At 44.0% G+C, this 23,227-nt stretch carries 24 protein-coding genes and 1 pseudogene; 15 read left to right on the top strand and 10 right to left on the bottom strand.

Going from position 1 to position 23,227, the window contains the following annotated elements; genetic code table 11:
* Positions 1-152 precede the first annotated feature (152 nt).
* The 3 genes from QUA90_RS03030 (at position 153) to QUA90_RS03040 (ending at position 2,224) form a co-directional block, all read left to right on the top strand.
* Complete coding sequence (locus QUA90_RS03030; RefSeq protein WP_333314089.1) at positions 153-878, top strand: hypothetical protein; 726 nt, start codon at positions 153-155, stop codon at positions 876-878.
* Between the two features lie 283 nt (positions 879-1,161).
* Entirely contained in the window at positions 1,162-1,521 is a 360-nt protein-coding gene (locus QUA90_RS03035; protein ID WP_015179737.1) for a hypothetical protein, read from the top strand.
* Between the two features lie 181 nt (positions 1,522-1,702).
* Complete coding sequence (locus QUA90_RS03040; protein WP_333443831.1) at positions 1,703-2,224, top strand: hypothetical protein; 522 nt, start codon at positions 1,703-1,705, stop codon at positions 2,222-2,224.
* Positions 2,225-2,333: 109 nt separating this feature from the next.
* Here the strand turns inward: QUA90_RS03040 and QUA90_RS03045 are convergent, their stop codons facing one another.
* From QUA90_RS03045 to QUA90_RS03055, 3 genes are all read right to left on the bottom strand, one after another.
* A complete protein-coding gene (locus tag QUA90_RS03045; RefSeq protein WP_333151689.1) occupies positions 2,334-2,480 on the bottom strand; it encodes a hypothetical protein in 147 nt (48 codons plus the stop codon).
* A complete protein-coding gene (locus QUA90_RS03050) occupies positions 2,467-3,087 on the bottom strand; it encodes a Uma2 family endonuclease (protein WP_333316058.1) in 621 nt (206 codons plus the stop codon). Before QUA90_RS03050 ends, QUA90_RS03045 begins: the two co-directional genes overlap by 14 nt.
* Before the next feature lie 152 nt (positions 3,088-3,239).
* Complete coding sequence (locus tag QUA90_RS03055; protein WP_194012320.1) at positions 3,240-3,473, bottom strand: hypothetical protein; 234 nt, start codon at positions 3,471-3,473, stop codon at positions 3,240-3,242.
* Between the two features lie 178 nt (positions 3,474-3,651).
* Here QUA90_RS03055 and QUA90_RS03060 point away from each other — a divergent pair, with 178 nt between their 5' ends.
* Positions 3,652-4,881 carry a hypothetical protein gene (locus tag QUA90_RS03060; RefSeq protein ID WP_333316056.1) on the top strand — a complete coding sequence of 410 codons (1,230 nt, stop codon included), beginning with the start codon at positions 3,652-3,654 and terminating at the stop codon, positions 4,879-4,881.
* Here QUA90_RS03060 and QUA90_RS03065 read toward each other — a convergent pair.
* From QUA90_RS03065 to QUA90_RS03090, 6 genes are all read right to left on the bottom strand, one after another.
* Positions 4,823-5,245, bottom strand: a complete 423-nt coding sequence (locus tag QUA90_RS03065; RefSeq protein WP_333236971.1) for a hypothetical protein — start codon at positions 5,243-5,245, stop codon at positions 4,823-4,825. The genes QUA90_RS03060 and QUA90_RS03065 overlap by 59 nt on opposite strands.
* 58 nt (positions 5,246-5,303) lie before the next feature.
* Positions 5,304-6,425 (bottom strand): DUF6753 family protein, encoded by a 1,122-nt coding sequence (locus tag QUA90_RS03070; protein WP_333236973.1) that lies wholly within the window; start codon positions 6,423-6,425, stop codon positions 5,304-5,306.
* Between the two features lie 477 nt (positions 6,426-6,902).
* A complete protein-coding gene (locus QUA90_RS03075) occupies positions 6,903-7,700 on the bottom strand; it encodes a mobilization protein MobD-like protein (protein WP_333103598.1) in 798 nt (265 codons plus the stop codon).
* A 43-nt stretch (positions 7,701-7,743) separates the two neighbouring features.
* On the bottom strand, positions 7,744-8,256 hold the full coding sequence (locus QUA90_RS03080) for a hypothetical protein (protein WP_333236975.1): 513 nt from the start codon (positions 8,254-8,256) through the stop codon (positions 7,744-7,746).
* Positions 8,249-9,916 carry a hypothetical protein gene (locus QUA90_RS03085; protein WP_333236977.1) on the bottom strand — a complete coding sequence of 556 codons (1,668 nt, stop codon included), beginning with the start codon at positions 9,914-9,916 and terminating at the stop codon, positions 8,249-8,251. Before QUA90_RS03085 ends, QUA90_RS03080 begins: the two co-directional genes overlap by 8 nt.
* A 125-nt stretch (positions 9,917-10,041) precedes the next feature.
* A complete protein-coding gene (locus QUA90_RS03090; RefSeq protein ID WP_333302403.1) occupies positions 10,042-10,266 on the bottom strand; it encodes a hypothetical protein in 225 nt (74 codons plus the stop codon).
* Between the two features lie 136 nt (positions 10,267-10,402).
* On the opposite strand from QUA90_RS03090, the gene QUA90_RS03095 reads away from it, so the two are divergent.
* The 8 genes and pseudogenes from QUA90_RS03095 (at position 10,403) to QUA90_RS03130 (ending at position 18,925) form a co-directional block, all read left to right on the top strand.
* On the top strand, positions 10,403-10,738 hold the full coding sequence (locus QUA90_RS03095; RefSeq protein ID WP_333236980.1) for a DUF3846 domain-containing protein: 336 nt from the start codon (positions 10,403-10,405) through the stop codon (positions 10,736-10,738).
* A gap of 23 nt (positions 10,739-10,761) precedes the next feature.
* A complete protein-coding gene (locus QUA90_RS03100; protein WP_333151705.1) occupies positions 10,762-11,415 on the top strand; it encodes a siphovirus Gp157 family protein in 654 nt (217 codons plus the stop codon).
* A 366-nt stretch (positions 11,416-11,781) separates the two neighbouring features.
* Positions 11,782-12,099, top strand: coding sequence for a hypothetical protein (locus QUA90_RS03105; protein WP_333151707.1), 318 nt, complete (start codon positions 11,782-11,784; stop codon positions 12,097-12,099).
* A 325-nt stretch (positions 12,100-12,424) separates the two neighbouring features.
* Positions 12,425-12,745, top strand: a complete 321-nt coding sequence (locus QUA90_RS03110) for a hypothetical protein (RefSeq protein ID WP_333151711.1) — start codon at positions 12,425-12,427, stop codon at positions 12,743-12,745.
* Between the two features lie 107 nt (positions 12,746-12,852).
* Complete coding sequence (locus tag QUA90_RS03115) at positions 12,853-13,485, top strand: hypothetical protein (protein ID WP_333151713.1); 633 nt, start codon at positions 12,853-12,855, stop codon at positions 13,483-13,485.
* Between the two features lie 1,104 nt (positions 13,486-14,589).
* Positions 14,590-15,057, top strand: a pseudogene (locus QUA90_RS03120) (reverse transcriptase N-terminal domain-containing protein); the annotation flags it as partial.
* A gap of 648 nt (positions 15,058-15,705) precedes the next feature.
* Positions 15,706-17,511, top strand: coding sequence for a group II intron reverse transcriptase/maturase (gene ltrA, locus QUA90_RS03125; RefSeq protein ID WP_333316173.1), 1,806 nt, complete (start codon positions 15,706-15,708; stop codon positions 17,509-17,511).
* Positions 17,504-18,925: a reverse transcriptase domain-containing protein gene (locus tag QUA90_RS03130; protein WP_333236985.1), complete on the top strand. Its 1,422-nt coding sequence runs from the start codon at positions 17,504-17,506 to the stop codon at positions 18,923-18,925. Before ltrA ends, QUA90_RS03130 begins: the two co-directional genes overlap by 8 nt.
* 550 nt (positions 18,926-19,475) lie before the next feature.
* On the opposite strand, the gene QUA90_RS03135 is transcribed toward QUA90_RS03130, so the two are convergent.
* Entirely contained in the window at positions 19,476-19,658 is a 183-nt protein-coding gene (locus QUA90_RS03135; RefSeq protein WP_333142813.1) for a hypothetical protein, read from the bottom strand.
* 251 nt (positions 19,659-19,909) lie between these two features.
* On the opposite strand from QUA90_RS03135, the gene QUA90_RS03140 reads away from it, so the two are divergent.
* From QUA90_RS03140 to QUA90_RS03150, 3 genes are all read left to right on the top strand, one after another.
* Positions 19,910-20,227, top strand: coding sequence for a hypothetical protein (locus QUA90_RS03140; RefSeq protein WP_333236988.1), 318 nt, complete (start codon positions 19,910-19,912; stop codon positions 20,225-20,227).
* A 749-nt stretch (positions 20,228-20,976) separates the two neighbouring features.
* Positions 20,977-22,356, top strand: a complete 1,380-nt coding sequence (locus QUA90_RS03145) for a GNAT family N-acetyltransferase (protein ID WP_333236990.1) — start codon at positions 20,977-20,979, stop codon at positions 22,354-22,356.
* Positions 22,353-23,186, top strand: a complete 834-nt coding sequence (locus QUA90_RS03150) for a hypothetical protein (RefSeq protein WP_333236992.1) — start codon at positions 22,353-22,355, stop codon at positions 23,184-23,186. The genes QUA90_RS03145 and QUA90_RS03150 overlap by 4 nt, the downstream gene beginning before the upstream one ends.
* Positions 23,187-23,227: the final 41 nt, after the last annotated feature.

Genomic DNA, 23,227 nt, shown 5'->3' on the forward strand with positions numbered 1-23,227 from the left:
AACTAAATACAGGATGTTTAACATAATAATTTAACTAACATAATTAAGATTTAACTTCCTGCTAATGAGCGAAATACGCCCCCTCAACCAGAGGGGGTAATTGTGCCTAACGGCACTAATAAATTGATGTTAAACAAGTTAAATTGTCAATCATGGTCGCAACTAAAAAACAAACCGCAGCCACTCCTATTCGCTCTCAGTCACCAGTGCCTGCTAAATCTAAACCGTCTGAAAAGCAGAACAGTCAAACAGTCGGCAGTAACAATGGAGCCAAATCAAAACCTCAATCTAACCTCAGCCCGGAGCAACTTGCTGGCGAGCTAGTCAAACAGATTCGGAATACAATTCATAAGAAGTACGGTGTGACAATTCAGCGTCGCGATAGCCGTATTTCGACAAAGGTTGGCCACGCAGTTCGCGAAAAACTGGGATTGGATATTCAAGCTCAGTTGAACAAGCGCAACGGCAATGGCAATGGTAAAAAGTTCGACTGGCAAGAGTGGAACAATACTGTGTTTCCCAAGCTAGTTGGCCGACCCGATGAACTCAAGTATGGTGTCGAAGTTGTTGCCTTAGCGATGAGCCAACTTTACGATACAATTGCTGACAATCCACAAGCTGCCATTGCCGATTTAATGGAGTTCAATGCTCAAAGCTTAAAGCGTCGCAATGAGTTAGCTAAATCCTCAGAAGAAGATACTGAAGAACTCGATGAGGACGACGAACTCGATGATGAAGATGATGAAATTGATGACATACTCGATGAAATTGATGACGAAGACGAAGACTCCGAAGGCGATGAGGATGAGGATGATGACGATGAGGAGGATGATTTTAGTTTAGACGAAGACGAAGAATTTGAGGAAGACGACGAATAATCGCTAAAGTTTGATTAGAAAGCTCTGCTGAAAAAGCAGAGCATTTTTTTGCCTCTATCGAAGCCTTTTCCACGAATTGCGATGCTGGGTAATGATTGTCGCCACCGTCCGAATCAGGACGCTCTGGGAAGCATACCCAACAAATTCACAATCAAGGAAATTTTGACCTTGGTTGTGAATTGGATTTTACCCACCCACCCACCACTAATTTTTTTGAATTAATTGTAATTAGCGAACTGTCGTCGCTTTAGTTGTGAATAAAAAACACGCTTGAGGGTTAATCATGGCTAATCGCAAATCCGCTCCAACTCCGATGCAAAAGCAATTTGCAGAAACTCTTGAAGAACAGCGCTTCGAGATGTTTTTGCACGTTGCCCGCGAGTTAACGGGACGTGCCAAACAACGACAGTTGCAGAAAGGTAAAGCTCTTGACTGGGAAGCGTTCAATACTTGGTTTAACAAGCAATATGAAGGCTACTCGGCTGACGAGATGCTTGAAGAAATCTTGAGCAATGTTTACTGGCTTTCATCTGAGCAAGCAGTGATTGACTTGCACTTCCGTTATATCGAATCGGCAGTCAAAGCTTCTCATAAGAAAAAGGCAACTGACGATAATGAAGAGATTGATGATTTTGTCAAGTAATCAATGACGACCCCCGATAAAGGGGATAAAATCCTGCTCCAAGCAGGATTTTATTTACCCGCCCACCCACCGCACCAGTTCCCTTTGCGATATTTGCGATCGCATTCTCAGAAGACTTTAGTAAGGTTTTGATATTAAACGCGAGCGCGTTTTAGAGATGTTCCACTTGCAATTTATAATCATGTATCAACCTATTCAGCATTTTCTCACCCTCGCAATTGAAACTGTGGTAATTTTTGGTTACGGTGGCTTAATTGTTCACTATCTCGCTACGCTGTTAGCATCGAAGCGGATGAATCATTCTGAAAAACTCTCAGCAGAACTTGCCCCAGATTTTGTGCCTCTTCTCAATGAAATTGCTTCCTTTCCTGCTGTTACCGAATCGGCAGCAACTCCAGAACCCACAGAAGAACAGCGCCTCACCTCTTCGCTACAACTTAAAGCCGAATTTGCTTCTAATATTCAACTCGATACCGACACATTAAATCTACCCTTCATTCAAGTCGCTAGCCTGAGTCTCCGACAATGCCGCACCGTTATTCGAGCGCTCAATTCCACTCTCCCACGAAGTGAGCATATTCGCCTGAAACTAAACAAAAAAGATGTGCCAGCAGATTCGTTAAAATTTCAAATTAAGAAGCACTTTGAGCATCGACCGCAGCAAGTTGTCTCCCTAATTGAGCAAATTTTGAAAGCTAGTTAAAATGCTCGGAGAATCAACGACTAAATTAGTGTTCTTTTTCAAAAAAACTTCTGGTAACGAGTTGATAGAAAGTTTTTTTGAATGAACCCTCCTTTTCCTGACCAAGCTATTAGTTACTTTCTTCAGCGCCAAGGGGAATCAGACCCTTGCCAATCTGTTCGCTCAACTCGTTGAGACTCAATCCCAATTCAATGGCGATCGCACGAATTTCCTCCATCCTACCGACGTTACCTGGATATAAGCTACATAGCAGCATATCTGCCGGCAGCGAAGATTTTTTGTGCGGTTAATTGCAAGTCGGGAAAGATTGATGAAATAAGCCGATCGTCATTTTGAAACAACTGTTTTTGATACTCGTCTTCTCGCAGCGTACAAATTGTAACTGTCGGCTGTTTGGGTTTGCCAATATATTCTCTGCCGCCAATGCCCAGATAGTCAACAATCCAATACTCAGGCACTCCTAGTATGGCGTAATCTTCAACTTTGCGGGCGTAATCGTTCTGCCAGTTGGTGCTAACGACTTCAGCAATCAGTTTAATTGAGGAACCTGATGTAATTACAGGTTCTTGTTGCCACAAAGGTTCATTAATTAGTCGAGTTTGGTTTAATACAAGCACATCGGGGCGAAATGCTGTTGCTGTTCCTAATAGTTTGATGAGACAGCGAGGGGGGATAAGGTAGGGTAGATCCAGGCGGTCAATTTCTACATTCAGTTTTCGTCCCAGAAAACCGGATATTTGTTCGTGCGGCCCTGTTGGTTCCATTTCGGTTAATTCACCATCAATCAGTTCGTAGCAATCGCTGTCGCCGTAGCTTGTAATAAATTCATCAACAGTTATAAGTTTTGGAGGTGATTGAACCATTATATTTTTTCCTGATATATTGGCAGGGCACAATACCGTAAGTTAGAACATTTTTTAACCGATAAAAACACCGTTGTTACTATTAATAAAACTTCTCGTAACTAGTTGATAGAAAGTTTTTTTGCTCTAACCTCTCTTTCCATATCTGGCAATTAGTTACTTTTTTCACCATTGCCAAGGGGAATCAGACCCCGGCCAATCTGTTCTATCAACTCGTTGAGACTCAATCCGCGTTCAATGGCGATCGCGCGAATTCCTTCCCATCCTACCGATGTTACCTGAATATTTCTTTGCTTCTTGGGTTCTTCATAGCGGGGTTGTCCCCCAGAGCGGTTGAGGTTGGCTAGTGAGTTGGGATGGGGGTGAATTCCTTTCCTAGGTGACATAGCGTGGATAGCATTTCCTTTTTTTTACTATTTTCGCATTTTCTGGAGGCTTCTCGACGATAACTATGTTAGTGTTGAATAGTTCAAGAAAATTCCTGCCCGCGCTGACTCCCCTACTCCGGTTGCGGTCGAGCGCGGGCGAGCCTTGCATTCAACAAACTCGCCAGGAATGCGTCAAATGCAATCAGAAGCAGACGATCGGGAGCCGCAAGCGTTAATTGTTTTCCCGGGGGGTATTGGAGGGTGTACCTCTTGTGCTGCGAAACAACTGCGAATCGACCCCGAATTTCAATCTCTCATTCCTCCCCTGAGTAAAGACCAAAAAGCCGCCCTGCAAGCGAGCATTCTGGAGGAAGGATGCCACGATCCGTTAGTAGTCTGGGCCGAGGAAAAGCTTCTCATCGACGGCCACAACAGGTTCGCCATCTGTACCGCGCACGGCATACCATACAAAATTGTAGAGATGTCTTTTGACAGTCGGAATGCAGTCAAGGTCTGGACGATCGCCAACCAACTGGGACGGCGCAGCTTGACGCCAGAATCCGTTAGCTACCTGCGCGGCACCTGGTACGAGCTGACCAAGGAATCTCACGGGGGCAAGCGTTCGGCAAACTGTCAAAATGACAGTTTGACAGACAAAGTATCGCCAGATAGAGCAAGCTGTCAAAATGGCAGCTTGACAGACAAAACAATGCCAGATGAGGCAAGCTGTCAAAATGACCACTTGACAGACAAAACAATGCCAGAAGGAGCAAGCTCTCAAAATGGCAGCTTGACAGACAAAACAGCACGAGAGTTAGGAGAACGGTTCAAAGCTTCCCCCAGAACGATTTACCGGGATGCCCAATTTACTCGAGCTGTGGATGCTCTCAGTTTTATTGGAGGGGACGAAGTGAAGTGGAAAATACTGAATCGCTCTGCTGGGCTGACCAAGAAGCAGGTCATCGCTTTGGCAAACGACACTCGCAGCAATCCCGCTCAGGTTGCCAAAACTTTACAGGGGCGCGACAAAAAAGTAAAACCTGAAGGCGAACCTAAGATCGCCCACCACCTGACGCTCAAAATTGGTTCCTTGGTGGAAGTGTACGCGCCCGATCGCCAAGACGTTAACGGCAGGTTAGGCCGCATTCAGTCAGTGGGCGAGAAAACGGCTACCGTGTGGATGCGGCACATCCCTACTCTTGCCATGAATTTGCATACCTTCAAACACTCGGCTCTCACCGCCAGGCCGCTCGAAAATCAACCCGGACTTCAAGAAATTTGCGATCGCACTGACCGACTTCACAAATTAGGAAATCTAGATCCTTTTGAGATAGAAATCCTCAACTTGTTAGAAAGAACAACGGCTCTTACTCCCACCGAATTGCAGTATTTAGAACAGATTGAGAACAAACACAAGCTTGATTGAGTACCTTGCAACTATTTTTCCTTTTGGGAACAGCAATAACTTCGGAAATTTTAGTTGATTCACTTGACAGTTCAAACACTGAGTCAATCAATTTTTGTTGAGCTGCTAATTGTTGCAGTGAATAACAAGCTATTGCTCGCACTCGCTCAGGAGACTTGCTAGCATTTTTGGCAGCAAACGGCCCCCAGAAAGCACTCAGTACAATATTAATCTGTTCCGATATTGGGTATGTTTGACTCAAACAGTAATCCCAAACCATCTCATCGAATGGGTCGTTTAGTGCAACTAAAACACCCGATATTTGCGACTGCACTTGCTTCTGATTTTGGTCAGGTAACGGCTGATTGTTCAAATTGGCAATCATAGATTTCTCCTGTTAAGCTAACTTATTTACATCCCACTCAAGACTTTAGTATTTGCCCTCAAGGAACAAACTCTCGTTCTTGAGGGGAGCGAATCCACAAAGTACAAAATCCTTTTTGTGCAGGTTTACCCTCTACTGTCAGCGTCACCCCCAATCGATTTATCTCAGTTTCACACAGTTTTTTGCCACCTTTCTCGCTCAACAAAGCTTGATTCCAGCTCATAAATTGGCGAGCATATTTCCCTTCATTGCTTGTTGCCCACTGAATTGTATCCGCGTTCTTGCGAGCAAACTGACCCTCTTTGCTCAGCCCCCATTCGAGCGCTACGGCTTGTTCTAAAGTGAGCTGGCGCGGCCCTTTTGGGTCGAGTTCAGGCGCTGGAATGAACCGGGGCAGCGCTAACCCGATAAACGCGCCAATCGCCATTGCCCCTAACACTACCCCGCTCCCAAAAATCACCGACCAAATATCGTGAGCAACTTTCTCTAAAGCTGCTTGTCGCACTAGGGTGTAAACTGAGTTGGAAATGTGGCGATGTTGCACCTTAACAGCCGCTTTTCCCTGCCGTTCTAAAAACTCCCTGCTTTCTTTTTCCCAATTTTCAGTAAGCTGGCGAACTTGTTCCAGTTCTTGAGAAATAACAGCTTGAGAATCTTTCAAATCACCTTGCCATTGAGATTGCCAATTCTTGAAAAACTGGTCAATCTCTTGCGGTTTTTTTTCTAACAGCAGTTCGAGTTGACCTGTAGCCAGCAATACGATAAAAAGCGGGTCATTTTTATTGAGACCGTATCGGTAAGCTGTCTGAATGACATGAGAGCGAAATTTGGAGTCTTTGCCCTTGAGTACCTGGCTGATTAGTGACTCAGTATCTCTCTCGTACATGGGAGGGGCAGATAAAGGATCTCTGTTCAGAGCTTCTCTTTCCCTCGAATCATCGTCTATGAGTTCCCAAAACTGCTCTTCATTTAGCTTACTCCCATTTGATTTCAACTTTTCTTCTACTGCATCTTCTAGGACTGTATCTGGAGAATCGGGCAAATTTTGCGAATTTTCAGCGGATTGTATGGAATTATTTTTGGTATTATTAAGTCTGCCCTGTTCCCTTGGCGTTTCCAATATCTCGCCAAACTCTTCAGAGTCAACTTCGGAAAGTTCTTCTAAAAGTCGATCGGACATTTAACCTCCTACCTAATCAAAATCCTAATCTTTATGCTGTTCTGCATCGCGCATTCTATAGTGTGAACTCATATTTTGTCCGTCTCCTAACGAGTTCATCACCCATTGACTGTAAAATTTACAGGAATACCCGCAAATTATCGGTTTAGACACTATCTGTAGTATTAAGATGTGTTTCGGCACACCCAGCCCGCTGACCCAGTGGTGAAGAAGTTTTTGAAACCCTGGAAATTTCGTAGCGGGCGATCGATCAATCTTCTTCTTTTCAGAATTTAAACGCAATAAACAACGTTTATTGCTAATATCCAACGCCTGGGATAACACAACTGCGTTGATTGCACTCAGCCAGCGGGCTGGTTTCGGCACACCCTATCAGTAGAGTGTGTGCGTAAGCCTTAATTTAGATTCTTAAAAGCTTACGATACCTTTTTTACAAATTACAGCCTCCTGAGACTTTACAACCTGTTGCTTATTTAGTTACTCATTTTGTTGCTCATTTTCTCTCTGCATTTCCTCATTTTTTTTTTGTTCATAGGGAGCGATAACTTCTTTTTTATTGCGATTGGGTGCGTTGTTAAACAAACCTACATCTTCTATCAGACGGAAACAGTCTTCCAGAAAAGTATGCAATCGCTGCTGACTAATCAAGAAGAATTCAGAGTGTTTCATTGCTTGAGAAAATGACAACCGCTTCGTATCAATAAACTTGCGCTCTCTTGCACTCAGCGCCGGCAAGTCTACCACAGGAATTCGGTAATTATTAATGAGCTTGTTCATTTCCTTATGGCTTTGTACGTGCGACCAATCTTTGCAAACTCCAAAATTGCGGACAAAAATGTGATTAAGCTGACCTTCAAAGTAGTTGAAAGAGTCAATAAACATCTCAATGCTGTCCGTCGTGCCACCGCAAATAAACCACTTGCATACATCAACTCCTGACTGCTCTTTAAAATCAGGAGAGGTTAAATTAGCTTCGTCAATCCATTTGTTGATAATGCTGTAAACCCGAGCTGGTAAATTGACAATCACAGGAGTTTCTACTGCTGTTTCAAAAATAATATCGATATCGAAAAACTTCTCTTCATCTTCAACTAAAGCTACGATTTTTGCATTGTGTTCAGGATAGCGCTGCTGCACGTCAGGATTTTGAAAATCACCATCAATTAACGTGTACAGCAGTTCATACTTCTGATTGAATTCAACCAGAATCCGAGTTAGCATCGACTTGCCAACGCCACCTTTCTCGCCGTCAACCAAGTGAATCATGTTAGTCATTTCATTCCTCCTTGCTGGATGTCTATTCAAGACTTAATAATTTTTAACTAAAGCTAGGCCCGACCATTGCTGGATCGAAACCAGCTAAGTTAAATGCGCTGTTTTCAAACTCAACTTCTCCCGAAAATTCCTCTGCTTCTTTTTCTTCGGGCAAACTTGCGGGATTTGAACTCTCAAGGGCAGTTAATTCCGTAGCAATAGATGCACCTGAATTCGATAAGTGAGGGAAAGTAGCTAAAGGAATTAAACCCGAAGAAATACCAGGGGCAATTGCTCCTAACTCGGTACAGTTAAATCCCGCATCTCGGCAAACTTCATCTATCTGCCTAAGCAAAAAATTAATGCTTTCTCGCCTCAAATACTCTAACTCTGTACTAGAATGACTACCGCTATTGCGTAATGATGCTAACAGCCACCGCGCTTTGATTAGAGGTAAAATCGTTTCCTGTAAACTAAAAAAAGGATGATTTTGCAGGTAAGATAGCAAGATAGCGTCTTCGGAATCTGGCAAAACTTGACAGCGCCAGCAAAATTCCTTGTAACGTTTTCTAGGCATAATTCCTCACCTTCTTTCCAGCACCTCGGTAGGGTCCTCCCAATAAGAGAGCTGCATCTAAGTTTGCTTCTGATTCCTCTAATGAAGGTTCTGTATTGGACGACTCCTCCTCCTCACTCCATTTATTAGAATCATCTAAGCAGCTATGTTTGATACTTGAATCAGCCTTTTGTTGAGCGCCGTTTTTACTGTTTTGTTCAGTAATATCTTCAGTCTTTTGTTCAGTGGCTTCCTCAAATTTTTGTTCAGCGGGTTCTTCAATTTTTTGTTCAGTAATATCTTCAGTCTTTTGTTCAGTAGATTCCTCAAATTTTTGTTCAGTAGATTGCTCCGATTTAGCGTGAGTAAATTGCTCAATTTTTAATTGAGTAGGTGGCTCGGATTTTGGGTGAGTAGGTTGTTCAGATTTTGGCTTGGCAGATTGTTCAGATTTGGGCTTGATAGATTGTTCAGCACATTCTTTTACACTCTGTATATCAGTTGGAGGAAGTGGAGCATCTCCTGAAGTAGAAGTTGTATCTTCTGCCCTCTGAGAAGTTGCCGCAACAGAGCTTTGCCTCAGTACCTCAAACTGAGATTTGAAGTAAGAAAATAGTCCGTAAACATCAGCTATGCGGCAACCTAAACCATCCGGGTCAAGTGTTTTTGGCACTGTTATGCCTGCGTGCCAAGACAGCGAATAATGAGAAAACTGATTTCGCAGTTCTGGCTTCATATATTCAGAAGTCCCCCCGCAAAATACAATTTCATCTAAATCGGGCGGCAGCACTTCATTAATCCAATGAGATAGCATTCGAGCGTAGTCGAAGCGAGACAGCTTGACTGCTTCAATCAATTGGTCAACTTCTCGATCTTTCGCTGTCTCCTCTCGATTCCGAGCAATTCGGTAAAAGTAAGGGCGGTTGTAGCTTACGCCCGCTTGAGCGATTGATAAAGCCAAACGGGAAGCATCGTAGTTAGATGTTCGCTCTTGAACTAGATCCACCAACCTTACCATTCCTAAGTCTGAAGTTTTGCCCTTACCGACAGCACCGCGTGCCGAAACTATTACCGAAGCATTGCGAAATCCTACCATAACAAAGGCAGTTACCCGCTGCTTGAAGGCTGAACCTAAGTTGCTGTTGTGGATCAAAGCAATGCCGCCACCTTCTTGCAAAGCTTGGGTTTTGTCTAGGGTGACGGATAGCTTGCCTGTGGGTGTTTCAAATAAAGCAGAGTATTGACTTAATAGCTCAAAAAATTGCTTGGAATCATTAAATTCGCCTGGGGGCAAGAAAACGGAGATCGCAGCGCTAAATTGATTGCCTAAATCTAACTTCCGCGACACTACCCACAAAGCTGCTAGAGCTTTGTACAAAGCGCTACTGTACTTCAGTCCCGCTAAACCGATGTGAGCATTGAATTGCGCTGCTGCCAGGTAGCCAACGGCTCGGCATTCATTACCAATTGCCACCCAAGCAATATTTTCGGGAGATGCTGATGCGAGGTTGGGTTGTGTGAAACAATTGGCTATGTCTTGGCTCACTGGCCCCACCTGCGATTCCATTACAAAGGAGTTTGCTTTACTGCCTGCTTGTGAGCTTTGGCAGAAAACTCTAGTAGATAAGCCGCCAAAATCTATAGCCAGAATCGCATCTGGTATTGATGGTTTTTTCTTCATAAATGCTGGCTTTTATTACGTTATAAAATGATAGTATTGGCTTCAGTTTAAGTCTGACCTCACCAAATCCGGTGGTTTTGGATAATTAAAATAGCCCCCTCCAAATGGCGGGGACAGGCTGCCTTTCAAGGAAAAAATCTTGGGTAGATTATCAGGGAAAGAGCTTTAGAGTTGTAAGAAACGGTGTAGGTATTGTGAGTGAGATACCGAGCAGGTACACCCAAAGTATCTTCAATAAAGTGTTTGAGTTCGGTGTGGGAGTAGCACTTATCGAACGTACCCCACTTGGTAATTACGCCATCGTTATAAGCAATACCCGCATGATTGGTCGATCGCGGGCGTGATAGCACTAACCACCAGAGTTGGGCGGGTTAAGTGGTAAGCAGAGGTCATACTAAATCAACTTAATATCAAGAGTAATTTTAAATATACAAATAATTTAAATTAAAGGGCTACCGCTAGGGTGTAAAAAATAGGGAGTAAGCTATGCTCTACGCTTTGATTAATTCAACAGGAATCCACCGGCTGGAAGTAGAAGAAAAGTTGGAACTGGCAGATTTGCAAAACCGAGTGGGCATTGCAGGTGAACCTGCGTTCATAGAATATGTCCCGAATCAATTTCCAGATCCCGCGATAGACCTAATCTGTGATGAGGAATTCTTATACAAGGAATTGCCCTTAACCTGCATTACTCGTCGCAGTATTGCACTTGGCGGTCAAGTGATTGCTACTGCCTGTACGGATGATGGTGAAACAATAGGGTTGACCGAAGTTCAGTTTCAATTAGTCGCGACAAATCTGATTATTGCGAGCAGGATCTAATCTATCATGCCTCAAGTTTGCGCTTGGGGCAACTTCCTTACCCCGAAACTCCTGAAACCGACTCAATTGTGCAGCAAGCATGGCAACACATGAACCCAGACCAACGTGCTCTGATTTCCAGTCGCTGTGAGGCTCACCGAGGGCGCACTAAGTCATTGCATTTACTTACTGTAGAACTGGAGGACTTGGATAAGCTAATCGACAACATCGAAGGTGAAGAAATCACACCCGAATTAGAAGTAGCGGTGCAACAACTCTTAGAACAACGGGGTAGTACCTACGAGCAATGGCTTTCCAAGGTTGATAACTACTGCGCTGCCATTACCAACCGCCATGCCCTGAGCCAACAACGTAAATCTGAAGCAGAACGCCTGAATAAACTCGCAGCTACCGACAGCAAACGAGTGAATTGGATGAAACAGCAACTCAAGAGCTGTCTCAAATCTCAGGGTGTCAAGAAACTAAGGCTGCGCCGCATCCACTTAACTATCAGCAACAATGGCGGAGTTTTGCCCCTCAAACTCCCTTGTGAAGTAAATCAACTTCCTCCCCAGTTTCAACGCATTGAAGTATCGCCCGATAATTCAGTCATCCGACAAGCCTTGGAAGCGGGAGATATCGAAGCTCAGAAAGTTGCACAATTCGGAGGACGCGAAACTCATTTGAGCGTTTTATAGATTGCCATTAAGCAGCAAATAATCACTTTTTACCAAGGACTATTTCCTGCTGAATGTTAACATAAAAACAAAAGTAATTTTAATAAGATAGCTGTCGCTAGTGTAGAAAAAACACTAAGTTAAAGGTACACAATGCACTGCTGTTTAGGGTTAGATTGTCCTCAAATGGGTTTAGATGAAGGCGGAGAGTGGGGAGCCTCTCATAGTTGTAAAAACACTTATTCTGGCTCCTTCCTTCTTCCTTCTTCCTCTTTCCTCCTGGCTCCTGGCTCCTAACTCCAATTTCTAGCTTGGCTGCAAAAGTGAGATGTTCCCGGAGAGTGCATCAACGAAGAAAGTTGCTACCGTTACACAGAAGCTGGGAATTTGTACGAAATAGTGCTACTCAAAGGATTCCCAGGTGCGGTGTATCTTTGCTGGCATAGCAAGGATAATGCGAACACCGAATGGACTGATGAAAAGTGGGGGTTCAAGCACCTCAACAACTGCGATTGGTTGCTGCACAGCAGCGCATCATTGAATGCCTTTGCAGAATGGCAACACGCCTATTACAAACTAAGCTCTAGAAACAATACCAAGTATGTCCGCAGTGACTTATTTGATGACTTTGAGTATTTGAGAAAGCAGGTAGACCCAGACTACGGGAAACGCCAAGAAAGCAGCGCTCTCATCCTATTTGAATAACAGAACACATAAAAATGACCAGAAACATTCACACATTCCTCAGAACGGCTTGCTTCGTGAGATGCCGTCACCCTTCCCATCACGAACGAGGATACACCTTAAAGCATCATAAACTTGAGGGCATCATTCAAGTTTGGTTCAACTCTTTTGAGCTGTTGGATGAGGCAGAAAAAGTTTTGAGAACAGAAGGGCTTGAACTAAAGATAACTTTGGCTGATCAATCTAACGGCTGTTTTCTTTCGCTCGATTGTTAGATAACTACTACACTCTGGGATTAATGGAGTCATAAAAGATGCAGATTTTCTCATTGAGGAAGTACAATCCCATGTCTCATTCCAATCGGATGGTATCGCGCTATGAGTATCCCAACTGCTATCACGACAATGTGTATAACTTCAAAAAAATGATTTATCCAATCAACCCGTTTGATGATGGGGTATGGATTGAAGCTAGTCGGGTTCCGCCTGAAGTGTTCGTGCAGTCTATTAAAGTAGAGTTTATTCTGAGAGATGCGAAAAATCCTTGGCTGAATGTCATCAAAAATGATTCATCAGAAATGATGGTTCGTGTTGATGCCCAATGGATTCAAACATTTAAAATACCCCGATATCTGGGAGGTAACTCAAATGAAATAACAACAAAATAAAGAGCAATTCGTTGTTGAGCATTGACTAAAACAACGGTAGATATTGAATACACGAAAGGCCAAAAAACCAGCGTTTCCATGCCCTTTTACTTGAACAAGGAGGAATCATGTTAGGAACACACTTCATCGAATTACCCGTAGCGATGCCACCCATGTTACCGGGGATGGTGGGAGTCAACAACACTCAATACTTTGCTCTTTATTACCAAGGAAGCAAAGCCACCTGGAGTAATGGCAGAGCAATGGCTACATTTAGCTACTACGCCGTGTATGCGCCACTGATAGAACACATAACTCTCGCAATCCACTTAGAATCTTACAACTTAGGCTCTGATGATGAATTGCCCGAACACGCAATTTTATGCGACACTGTTCGCCATAAAATGTATGTCGGCGCGTACAAAGAAATCGATTATTTCCTGTTACAGCAGCATCCCCATGAGCCGTCCCAGTTGACCGCCCAAGAGTTTGAAGAAGCCGTGAAAGCGGTGGAAAGTATGACCTTAGAGCAAATGCAGCGTTTGGGAATGTTCGAGATGTTCGGCAACACCAATCCCCAAGCGCGCCTCGCAACCGCAGAATTGGTGCAGTGGCTAGACCAACAAATCACCGAAGAATTGATACAGCAATATATCCAATTAGCTAATCTGGGTAATTGGACAGCGGTGAGGGCATTAGACACCCTCAAGCGTAGAATCTCAGAAGGTAAGAAATACCACCAGCAATTAGAGAGCAACTAAATTATCTATGCCGGAGAAGTCTCGATATTACAGCCCCGGCATGGGTACAAAACACCCATAGTGTAGCAAACGCGGAGTTAGCCCATGAAGCGATTGACTTGGAGGGATAAAGCAATTTATTCAGTAATTTTCTCGATGCTTGGCAGCTTTCTAAGAGTAACGAAGACCTTTAACAACCAGCCGGGAAGTCCCTCGGTATATTTAGAGGGGATTAATCTGAGCGCTGCGCGAAGTACCCCGAATAAATTACCGCAGGGACTTCCCGGCTGGTTGTTAAACAAAAATACGAAATTTCCTCTTCAACGGCGAACACGCTCGCGCTGGAAAACTGTAAAGCTACCTTTAAACAAAGTAAACGGACACCAGCGGATTCGGATCGGATACATTGTTTCATGCCGATTCCAGAGAGCACTCCATAATATCCCAGTCAATGCCATCATCGGGGAACAAGGATAATTGCCCTGGCGATACGTTTGATTGACCGCGATTGTGATAGGACAGTGCGAATCGTTGGCTAGAAACTAAAGCCTGAAAGGGTTTGGAGGATTAGCCGCAAGGATTAGAACCTTGACAACTGAATGACCATGTAGGTGAGAAATAGTATCCTAGAACCCTCAAATCCTACCCCGCAGGTGCAGCGGTGAAAGCATCACCCCTACGGTAGCGAATAGTCATCAATCCGTAAAGCGGGGTGAAAAGGTGTGATTACTGACAGCCTAAGTTGGTAAAGCATTGAGCAAAGTACCCATGAGTAAAGTCCTGGCTTGAAGATGCAACTGAATCGTCGTCACACAAAACCAGCGAAATAAGGCTTAATGCGCTGGAGCCAAAAGGCAAAGGATAAGGAGTTGGCAAGTTGTCTATTGACCAACAAGCACTTCCAATAAACCCGGCGAACAGTATCACTCTAACGGTACACAGTATGGTCATTCGGAACGAGATAACCTCTCGTCTGCTCTCAGGTGGTCGAATACCTGAGTAGGTGCTAACCGTATGCAGCGAGCAGGAGAGATTAAGTCAGAAGCGAACGTCTGGGGTAATGCCCAGAATATGCAAACAGACTTACGATGATTTGGAAGATCAAGTCTCAAGTAGTGAGTATATATGTCTAATACACAGTCTAAAAAACTGATGGTGGAATGGCACAAAATTAACTGGCGCAAGCTAGAGCGTAATGTGTATAAGCTCCAGAAGAGAATTTATCAAGCCTCTATTCGTGGTGATGTAAAAGCATTTCGCAGACTCCAAAAGACGTTGATGAAGTCTTGGTCAGCAAGAGCCTTATCGGTTCGTAGAGTTACCCAGGATAATTGCGGCAAAAAGACGGCGGGTGTAGATGGCGTTAAGTCGCTAACTCCAAAGCAACGTTTAGACCTAACTCAAAAATTAAACCTGGGGTCAAAGGTCAGTCCAACTAGGAGGGTATGGATTCCTAAGCCTGGGACGGAAGAGAAGCGACCTTTGGGTATACCTACAATGGAAGACCGAGCCTTGCAAGCACTTGTCAAGCTGGCACTAGAGCCAGAATGGGAAGCGCGATTTGAACCTAACTCATACGGGTTCAGAGCCGGAGTGCGATTCGTTGGGTAGAAACTAACCCTGAAATGGGTAGAGGATTACCCGCAAGCTACACAAGAACCTTCTCCCAAAGGGAGAGGCTTCGCCAAGACAATTTGATAGTCATGTGGGTGAGGTAAGTATCCTAGAAAACTAAGTCCCACCCTCCAGGTGCAGGAGTGAAAGCACACAGAGCGCAGTCAAGAATTGCGTCCCCCAGGGTAGCGACTAGCCATCAATCCCTGAAGCGGGGGTGAAAGGTGTCAATACTGGAAGCCTAACCTGGTAAACACCGAGCAAGAGTTCATGAGTAGGAATACAAAGGTACATTTGAACCATCGTCATGAATAACCAGCGAAATCAGGCTTTTTACGTTGGGAGTCCCAAAATGGGCAAGGATAATGGGGAGTTGGCAAGTTCCTGGTTGACCAACAAGCACTTCCTCTAAACCCGGTGGAGAGTACCGCTCTAAAAACTCAAACAATGACTATCAGAAACGAAGTAACCTCTCGTCTGTTCTCAGTCTTCAATGATTGAGTAGGTGCTAACTAATACGAAGAGTAGGCAAGATTGATTCAAAAGCAAAACGCCTGACTGTAATGGTGAGGATAGGCAGACAGAATCACGGTGATTTGGAAGATGAAGTTTCCAGTAGCAGTAAATATGTCTAATACGAGTTTAAAGACTACGGGGGAATGGCGTTCTATTAACTGGCGAAAGCTAGAACGTAGAGTGTATAAGCTGCAACAGAGAATTTATCAAGCCTCGATTCGTGGCGATGTAAAAACATATCGCAGACTCCAAAAAACGTTGATGAATTCTTGGTCAGCAAGAGCGTTAGCGGTTCGTAGAGTTACCCAGGATAATTGCGGCAAAAAGACGGCAGGTGTAGACGGCGTTAAATCGCTGACTCCTAATCTCCGTCTGGCCTTGATAAATCAAATAAAACTGGGTTCTAAGGTCAGCCCGACCAGGCGTGTATGGATTCCCAAGCCTGGACGTGATGAGAAGCGACCTTTAGGAATACCTACAATGGATGACCGCGCCTTGCAAACGCTAGTCAAACTGGCACTAGAGCCAGAATGGGAAGCGCGATTTGAACCTAACTCATACGGGTTCAGAGCCGGAAGGTCATGTCATGATGCAATCGAGGCAATCTTTAACTCCATCAGGTATAAACAAAAGTTTGTATTTGATGCTGACATATCGAAGTGTTTCGACTGTATCGACCATGAAACACTGCTTTTAAAACTGAATACATCTCCCACCATTCGCCGTCAAATTCGTGCATGGTTAAAAGCGGGGGTGATGGATGGTAAGCAGTTGTTTGCTACATCTGAGGGAACGCCACAAGGTGGATGTCTCTCGCCACTTTTGGCAAACATAGCCCTCCACGGGATGGAAAACCGGATAAAAAGCGCCTTTCCTAGTGGCACAATTGTCAAGAAAGGTCAATACGCTGGCTATCAGCCAGGAGCTACTTTAATCAGGTACGCCGATGACTTCGTGATTCTCCATGAAGACATAACCGTTGTTCAAAGATGCCGGGAAATAATCTCGGAATGGTTAATGGGCATAGGCTTGGAATTAAAACCCAGTAAAACTCGGCTGACGCACACTCTTTCAACTTTTGTTGAGGAAAAGCCAGGATTCAACTTCCTTGGATTTAATATACGTCAGTTCCCCAAAGGGAAACACCATACAGGTAAAAATACGAAAGGGGAATTACTTGGTTTTAAGACCATCATTACCCCAAGTCAGGAAAAAGTGAAGGCACATTATGACCGTCTGTCGGATGTAATTGACTCCCATAAGTCAGCACCGCAAGCGGCGCTAATTAAGCGACTAAACCCTATCATTAGGGGTTGGGCTAACTACTATTCGACTGTCATAAGTAAGGAAATCTACGCTCAGTTAGATGACCTAGTGTATCAAAAGCTTGTCTCTTGGGCAAAATTCCGCCACCCAAAGAAATCAAAGGGATGGGTGTCAAAGAAATATTGGCATTCCATAGGCGATGATAACTGGGTATTTGCAACCACTGAAGTTGGGAAAAACCCACTTCGGTTACTTGACCATGCCCGCATTAAAATAGTGCGTCATGTAAAAGTTAAAGGCAAACTATCCCCATTTGACGGGAACCTGGTTTATTGGAGTACAAGAATGGGCAACAACCCAGAAATGCCGACAAGAGTCTCATCACTCTTGAAATGGCAAAAGGGAAAATGCGCCCACTGTGGATTGTTTTTCCGTGAAAACGATGTGATGGAAATTGACCATATTATCCCCAAATCGCAAGGTGGAAAGGATGATTATAAAAATTGGCAACTTCTACACAGACATTGCCATGATATAAAGACAGCCAATGATGGCAGTTCTGGCAGCAAATCCGACTGCAATAGTGTCGAGCCTAAACCCACCAAAAGACTTGAAAGAGTCGCGGACAAATGGGTAATGAGGTATGCGTGACAAGCACCAAAACATTGAGGAGCCGTGTGAAAAGAAATTTTCACGCACGGTTTTGAAGACCAGCGAGGCTGGTGACAGTCTCGCTGAGTTTAATCGCTCATGCCATGATGCGATAGAGCAAATATTCACGGTAATTAGTCAGAAATCTAAATACGTGCTAGATGCTGACATTGCCAAGTGTTTCGACCGCATCGACCATGAAGCACTGCTCAAAAAATTAAATACATTCCCCACCATCCGCCGACAAGTTCGAGCCTGGTTAAAAGCGGGAGTGATGGATGATAAGCAGTTGTTTCCAACATCTGAGGGTACGCCACAGGGCGGGGTAATTTCTCCACTACTGGCAAATATTGCCCTCCACGGGATGGAAGAACGAATTAAAAAGTATGCTGATACTTTGCCCACCCGAAGTGGTCATGGTAAGCGGGACAACCGTAAAAGCCTAAGCCTAATTCGTTATGCCGATGACTTCGTTATTCTTCACGAAGACATAACCGTTGTCCAAAGATGTAAAGAGATTATCTCTGAATGGTTACAAGGCATGGGTTTAGAACTAAAACCCAGCAAAACGAGACTTACTCACACTCTCAACCAGTATGAGCAAGAAAAACCAGGGTTCGATTTCCTTGGTTTTAGGATACAACAATTCACTGTGGGAAAGTATCACTCTAATCAGGGTTTTAAAACAATCATCACCCCAAGCAAGCATTCGCAAAAGGTACATTACGATCAAATCGCTAGAGTTATCGAAGCCCATAAGGCAGCACCACAAGTGGCGCTAATCAACCATCTAAACCCAATCATTAGGGGATGGGCAAACTACTATGCGACTGTGGTAAGTAAGGTGGCTTACTCAGATATCGATAGCCTCACGTACCAAAAGTTAAGCGCTTGGGCAAAACGCCGCCACCCAAAAAAGAGCAGGGAATGGGTGTCAAACAAATATTGGCATTCCATAGGCGGTGATAACTGGGTATTCGCAACGAAGAAGGATGGATTAACCTCATTTCGGTTACTTGACCATGCCGTCACCCCAATAGTGCGTCATGTGAAAGTTAAAGGCGAATCGTCACCATATGACGGAAACCTAGTTTATTGGAGTTCAAGAATGGGTAAAAACCCGGAAATGCCGTCTAGAGTGGCAACGCTCCTGAAAAAGCAAAAAGGGAAATGCACCCACTGCGGTTTGTTCTTCCGTGAAGATGATGTAATGGAAGTTGACCATATCATCCCCAAATCGAAAGGTGAAAAGGATGAGTATAAAAATTTTCAACTTCTACATAGACATTGCCATGATATAAAGACAGCCAATGATGGCAGTTCTGGCAGCAAATCCGACTGCAACAGTGTCGAGCCTAAACCCACCAAAAGACTTGAAAGAGTCGAGGATAAATGGGTAATGAGGTATGCGTAACAAGCACCAAATCATTGAGGAGCCGTGTGAAATTAAAGTTTCATGCACGGTTTTGAAGACCAACGGGGCTGGTGACAGTCTCGTTGAGTTTAATGGTGACACGCGGTACACAGAGCGATTAAGTTTTCTGGGCGATTGTCCTCCGGTATCCGATTGCGATGGTGCACCGCTAAAGTTAAGGCACATCGTTCAGATTTGGTTAAGCCGCTTTGTTTACCGGGTCGGAGTTTACCGGGTCGGAGGCATTGTTGATGGCACTTTGCACAACGCCACCCCGCGTTTTCTTTCACCGAAAGCGCAATCTCTTGCCAATTGTCGGGATATCTCTTTGGTTTAGGCATAGCGGTAAAAGCTCATCTTTTCAAAATAGGGCGATCGCTCTGTTATCGAAGTAAATTCAATTCAAAGTTGTCAGCAGTCAATGTCAACTTCAACGCTGTCTTAATTCTCCCACAGGAATTCTGCCAATAAGCGAAAATCTTCAACGGTGGGCTTATACTCGCAAGCTACTTCCCATGCTTCGGTTAAAATAGCCCATTGTTCGGGAGTCTTAGGTTTTTGGCGCACCAGACAGAGTGAGGAAATTGGTTTTGATGCGGGCTTCTGATGGGTTAACCCCCGATTTTACCAGTTGTAGTTCAAATGATGGATGGATGCTGCTGGCAAGGATGTCGGCATAGTCCATTTCCAGCAAATTGATTTGTTCGATCGGCCAGTCAGTCATTCTCTGCATTCCATATTTCTTAGTGCCTATCTGCCATCATTTCACGCTTGTCTCATTCTTGAGCGATCGCCAAGTAAGAACACACAAAGTACACAGCAGCAGAAACTCGCTTGACGATCGCACACAGTCCCAGCGACCCCTGGGTTTTTTAGTTGGTGACTTTTGGGATGACGAGCGTTGGTGAGGAAACTTGAAAAGCAGTGGCTACACAACTTCTGTTAAGCTTGCTAGATTAGCGAGTAGTCTAAAAAATCAACCCTATGAATTCACTAACCTTTTTGCACAACATCAACATCAACAGCGCCATCATCAGCGTTTTGAACTTGGTGCTGTTTCTTGAATTGACGATCGCCTGTTGCCGGGGAATGTACCGGGGTTGGACGATCGGTGAAGCAACTGTTGGCAAAATATTCTTACTAACAATGATCGCTGCAATCCTGTTTCGCTTCTGGCAATCGTGGCCGCATGAGTTTGCGGTGTTAAGTGTGTGGCCTCAAGGCGCGTTTTGGGTGTTTGTTGGGGGATTAGTCGGCTGCACTTCCAAGTGGGGTGTCGAGCGAGTGTTTTCCCGTTGCTAAGAAATTAAGAGTACCGTTCCGAACTATCGCTTTACATCGAATCTCTAGCTCGCAACACTTGGAATAGCCCAGTGCAGAGGGGGTTTCGTACTTGGAATAAGTTATTCCGCATTGGGGACATCAATTAGTAAACAGCGGGTAAGCGCCTAAAAGTTCTAAGTGTTGCAGGATAAGTTCGCCATTCTAGTAGCTCGCGCTCTCTTCCATAAATTATCCATCCAGTTTTGTGTTGGGGCTTTCTTAAAAATCCAGTTAAGTGCTGCTGGTGTTGTGATCTGTTAGCACTTGTGTTATATTCTGAAGTCTTTATCCTTCTAAAATGCTTAATTTTCGTGCAAGTACCGGGTGTGACAGTAATAGCCAGCACAACCCTTGCTGGTCATAGGATGTAGCCATGACATCCTACTGATAGGACTATGCAAGTAGCATACGCGAATCACCTTGCAACGTGTGTCAGATTTTGATTATGGATAGATTATCAGATTATCATGGGTTTCTTATCGGATCCACCTTATTAATTGGGATACTGGCATAGATTCTGGTTAAGTAAGTTATTCTATAAAACTATTAACTAATCAAGATGTAATGTTTTAATCAAAGAATTTATTAATGCAAAAGTTTAATAAAGTCGTAAAAGTACAATACAATTAATTGTATAAATTTTACCACAAGCAACAAGTGTAAAATTAACAGGTGCGGACATCGGCTACACTTGTCTACGTTCGTTGGTTGGAAGAAGTGAGGTATGTGTGCAGACTAGGTGTTTAGAGTCAGAGGTGGTATTTGCTTCGAGCGAGGAGCTAGTTCAGATTAAGGTGCTTGCCGATGTGCATCGGCAAGAGATAGGCTTTGTGAATCGGGCAGTCCTGGCTTCTGCGATCGCAAGCGGTGAAATTCTTTACCACCCCTTCGGCTTTCTCCATTTTCATCACCGTCGAGACAAAATCTCTACTCTTTACCATCTTTGCGTTTCCCCCGACCACCGCAGGCTAGGCATGGGTCGTCAGCTTATTTGTGCATGGGAAAAACACAGTAGGAAGTGCGGTATTACAAAACTGCGCCTAAAATGCCCCCTGGACATAGAAGCTAACGGGTTTTACAACAAGATGGGATTTGATCGAGTACAAATTGAACCTGGTAAACGCCGCTCTTTGGTTGTTTGGGAAAAGATATTATGCTCTAATATTCTCCTGACAATTCCCAAGTTTGTGGCTGCCGTAAGTGCTGGCGGCCCTGAGATTGAACGCAGTCGGCAGTTGTGGAATTCTAGCGGTGATCGGCGTAATCCTTTTGAAAACGTTCTTTACTCACCGATAACGTGCCCAGCTTCTACTACAGAATACTTTCGTCAACAAAAAGATGTGGGAAACATTTCGGAAGTCTGGCTAGATTGCGGTGCATATCAGGTGCAACAGGGGAAATTTACTTACGATCAACTGCTGGAATTTTTAGATAATTTTTATCGCAATAATACTTGGGCAGATGGGTATGTATTGCCCGATATTGTACCCATCTCAACTGATTCAGATGAAATAGTGGAGTACAAAGTTCGCGAAACGCTTTACCATTGCGAAAAATTTTTCGGTAAAATGCCTGTTTATGTACAAGAACGCGCGATCGCCCCCGTACACGGACGCACTATCAACCAAATCAATCGCTGCATTGAAACCTATGCAAAAATGGGTATTACCCGTATCGGCTTTGGCTCTTGGGGAACGTCAGGACCCAACGGCAGCGTTAATATGATTTCTGAATCTAGTTTGGCATTGTTTAAGATTGTTGGCAGTATCGCCCGCGAAAAAAACATGAAAGTTCACTGCTTTGGCATTGGCGGTCCAAACAGCTTTTATCGCCTCCGCAACAACTCCCTTGTACCCCATAGCTTAGATAGCTCAACCTGGTCAAAAGCAGGAGCCTTCGGCAGCATCTTTTTTCCGGGTACTTCTCAAATTCAAATTACCGTTAGACGCGGTTTTGAAACTACTAAAACTGGTCTAGAGGAACTCAAAAAATCTACGCAACATTCATGTTTCTTTTGTCAAAGTATTGATAAATTGAGAACCAGCCGAGAATATCGGATTATGCACAATTTGACTGCTTGGTTAGATACTTTAGAACGCGCTTTATGAGCAATAAATTAACTTTACATATTCAGCAAAATACTACCCTAGAAAGAGTAGCTATAATTCTTGATTTTTTGAGAAAGAAAGAAACAAATTTTGAACAGCTTGGAGCTAGTTGTAATTTAGGGCTTTCCGTTCTCCAAAAGGTGGTATTTCCATTCTTGCGGAATCTTTCAATTATTTCAAAAAAAAATCCCCCCTCACTGACACCTCTTGGTCAAGTTGCAGCTAAAATTCAAGAGTCTAACCCCGAATTGCTAGGAGATTTTTTACATTTAGTAATTTATAATCTACACCAAGAAGAAGCTGAAAAAAGGTTTTCTTGGACTTATGCTACAGTTGTACAACAACTATGGTTGCGAAAAGAAGTTGTTTTATCACCGCCAGAAAAAAAGTCCCTAGTTGGAGAAGTAATTGAAAAGGCTGCTGTGAAGTTTGAACTACCTACCAGTGAAATAGCATTTAGTGATACGAGTGTGGCTGGTGCCCTCAATTGGCTGCGATCGTTATCACCCAGTGTTATAGAACCAGAAGGCAAATACGAACACTTCACCCGTCGCTACTTCAGTGCCGCTCCTATTTTACTTCAGGCAGTAGATACAATCTACAAACAGCAACAACGAACCTATGGGGTCAAGATTTTCTTGCGAGAAGAAGTTCAAGAGGCTATTTGTCAAATGTTGTTGCTAGATCCGAGCGGATTAGATGGTAGCATAGATAATGCTAAATGCACCTATGATTATGATCGAGGTGGCTTCTTTGACTGTGGCTATGAAGGGGGATACGGACAATGGGTAATGCTAACTCAATCCCCTGAGTGGACTCAATTGCTTTAGCTAAGTATTAGCATTCTCCGAGACACACTTTATATTTACAA

It is taken from the genome of Microcoleus sp. D3_18_C4 (genome assembly GCF_036702355.1).
Classification (GTDB): Bacteria; Cyanobacteriota; Cyanobacteriia; order Cyanobacteriales; family Microcoleaceae; genus Microcoleus.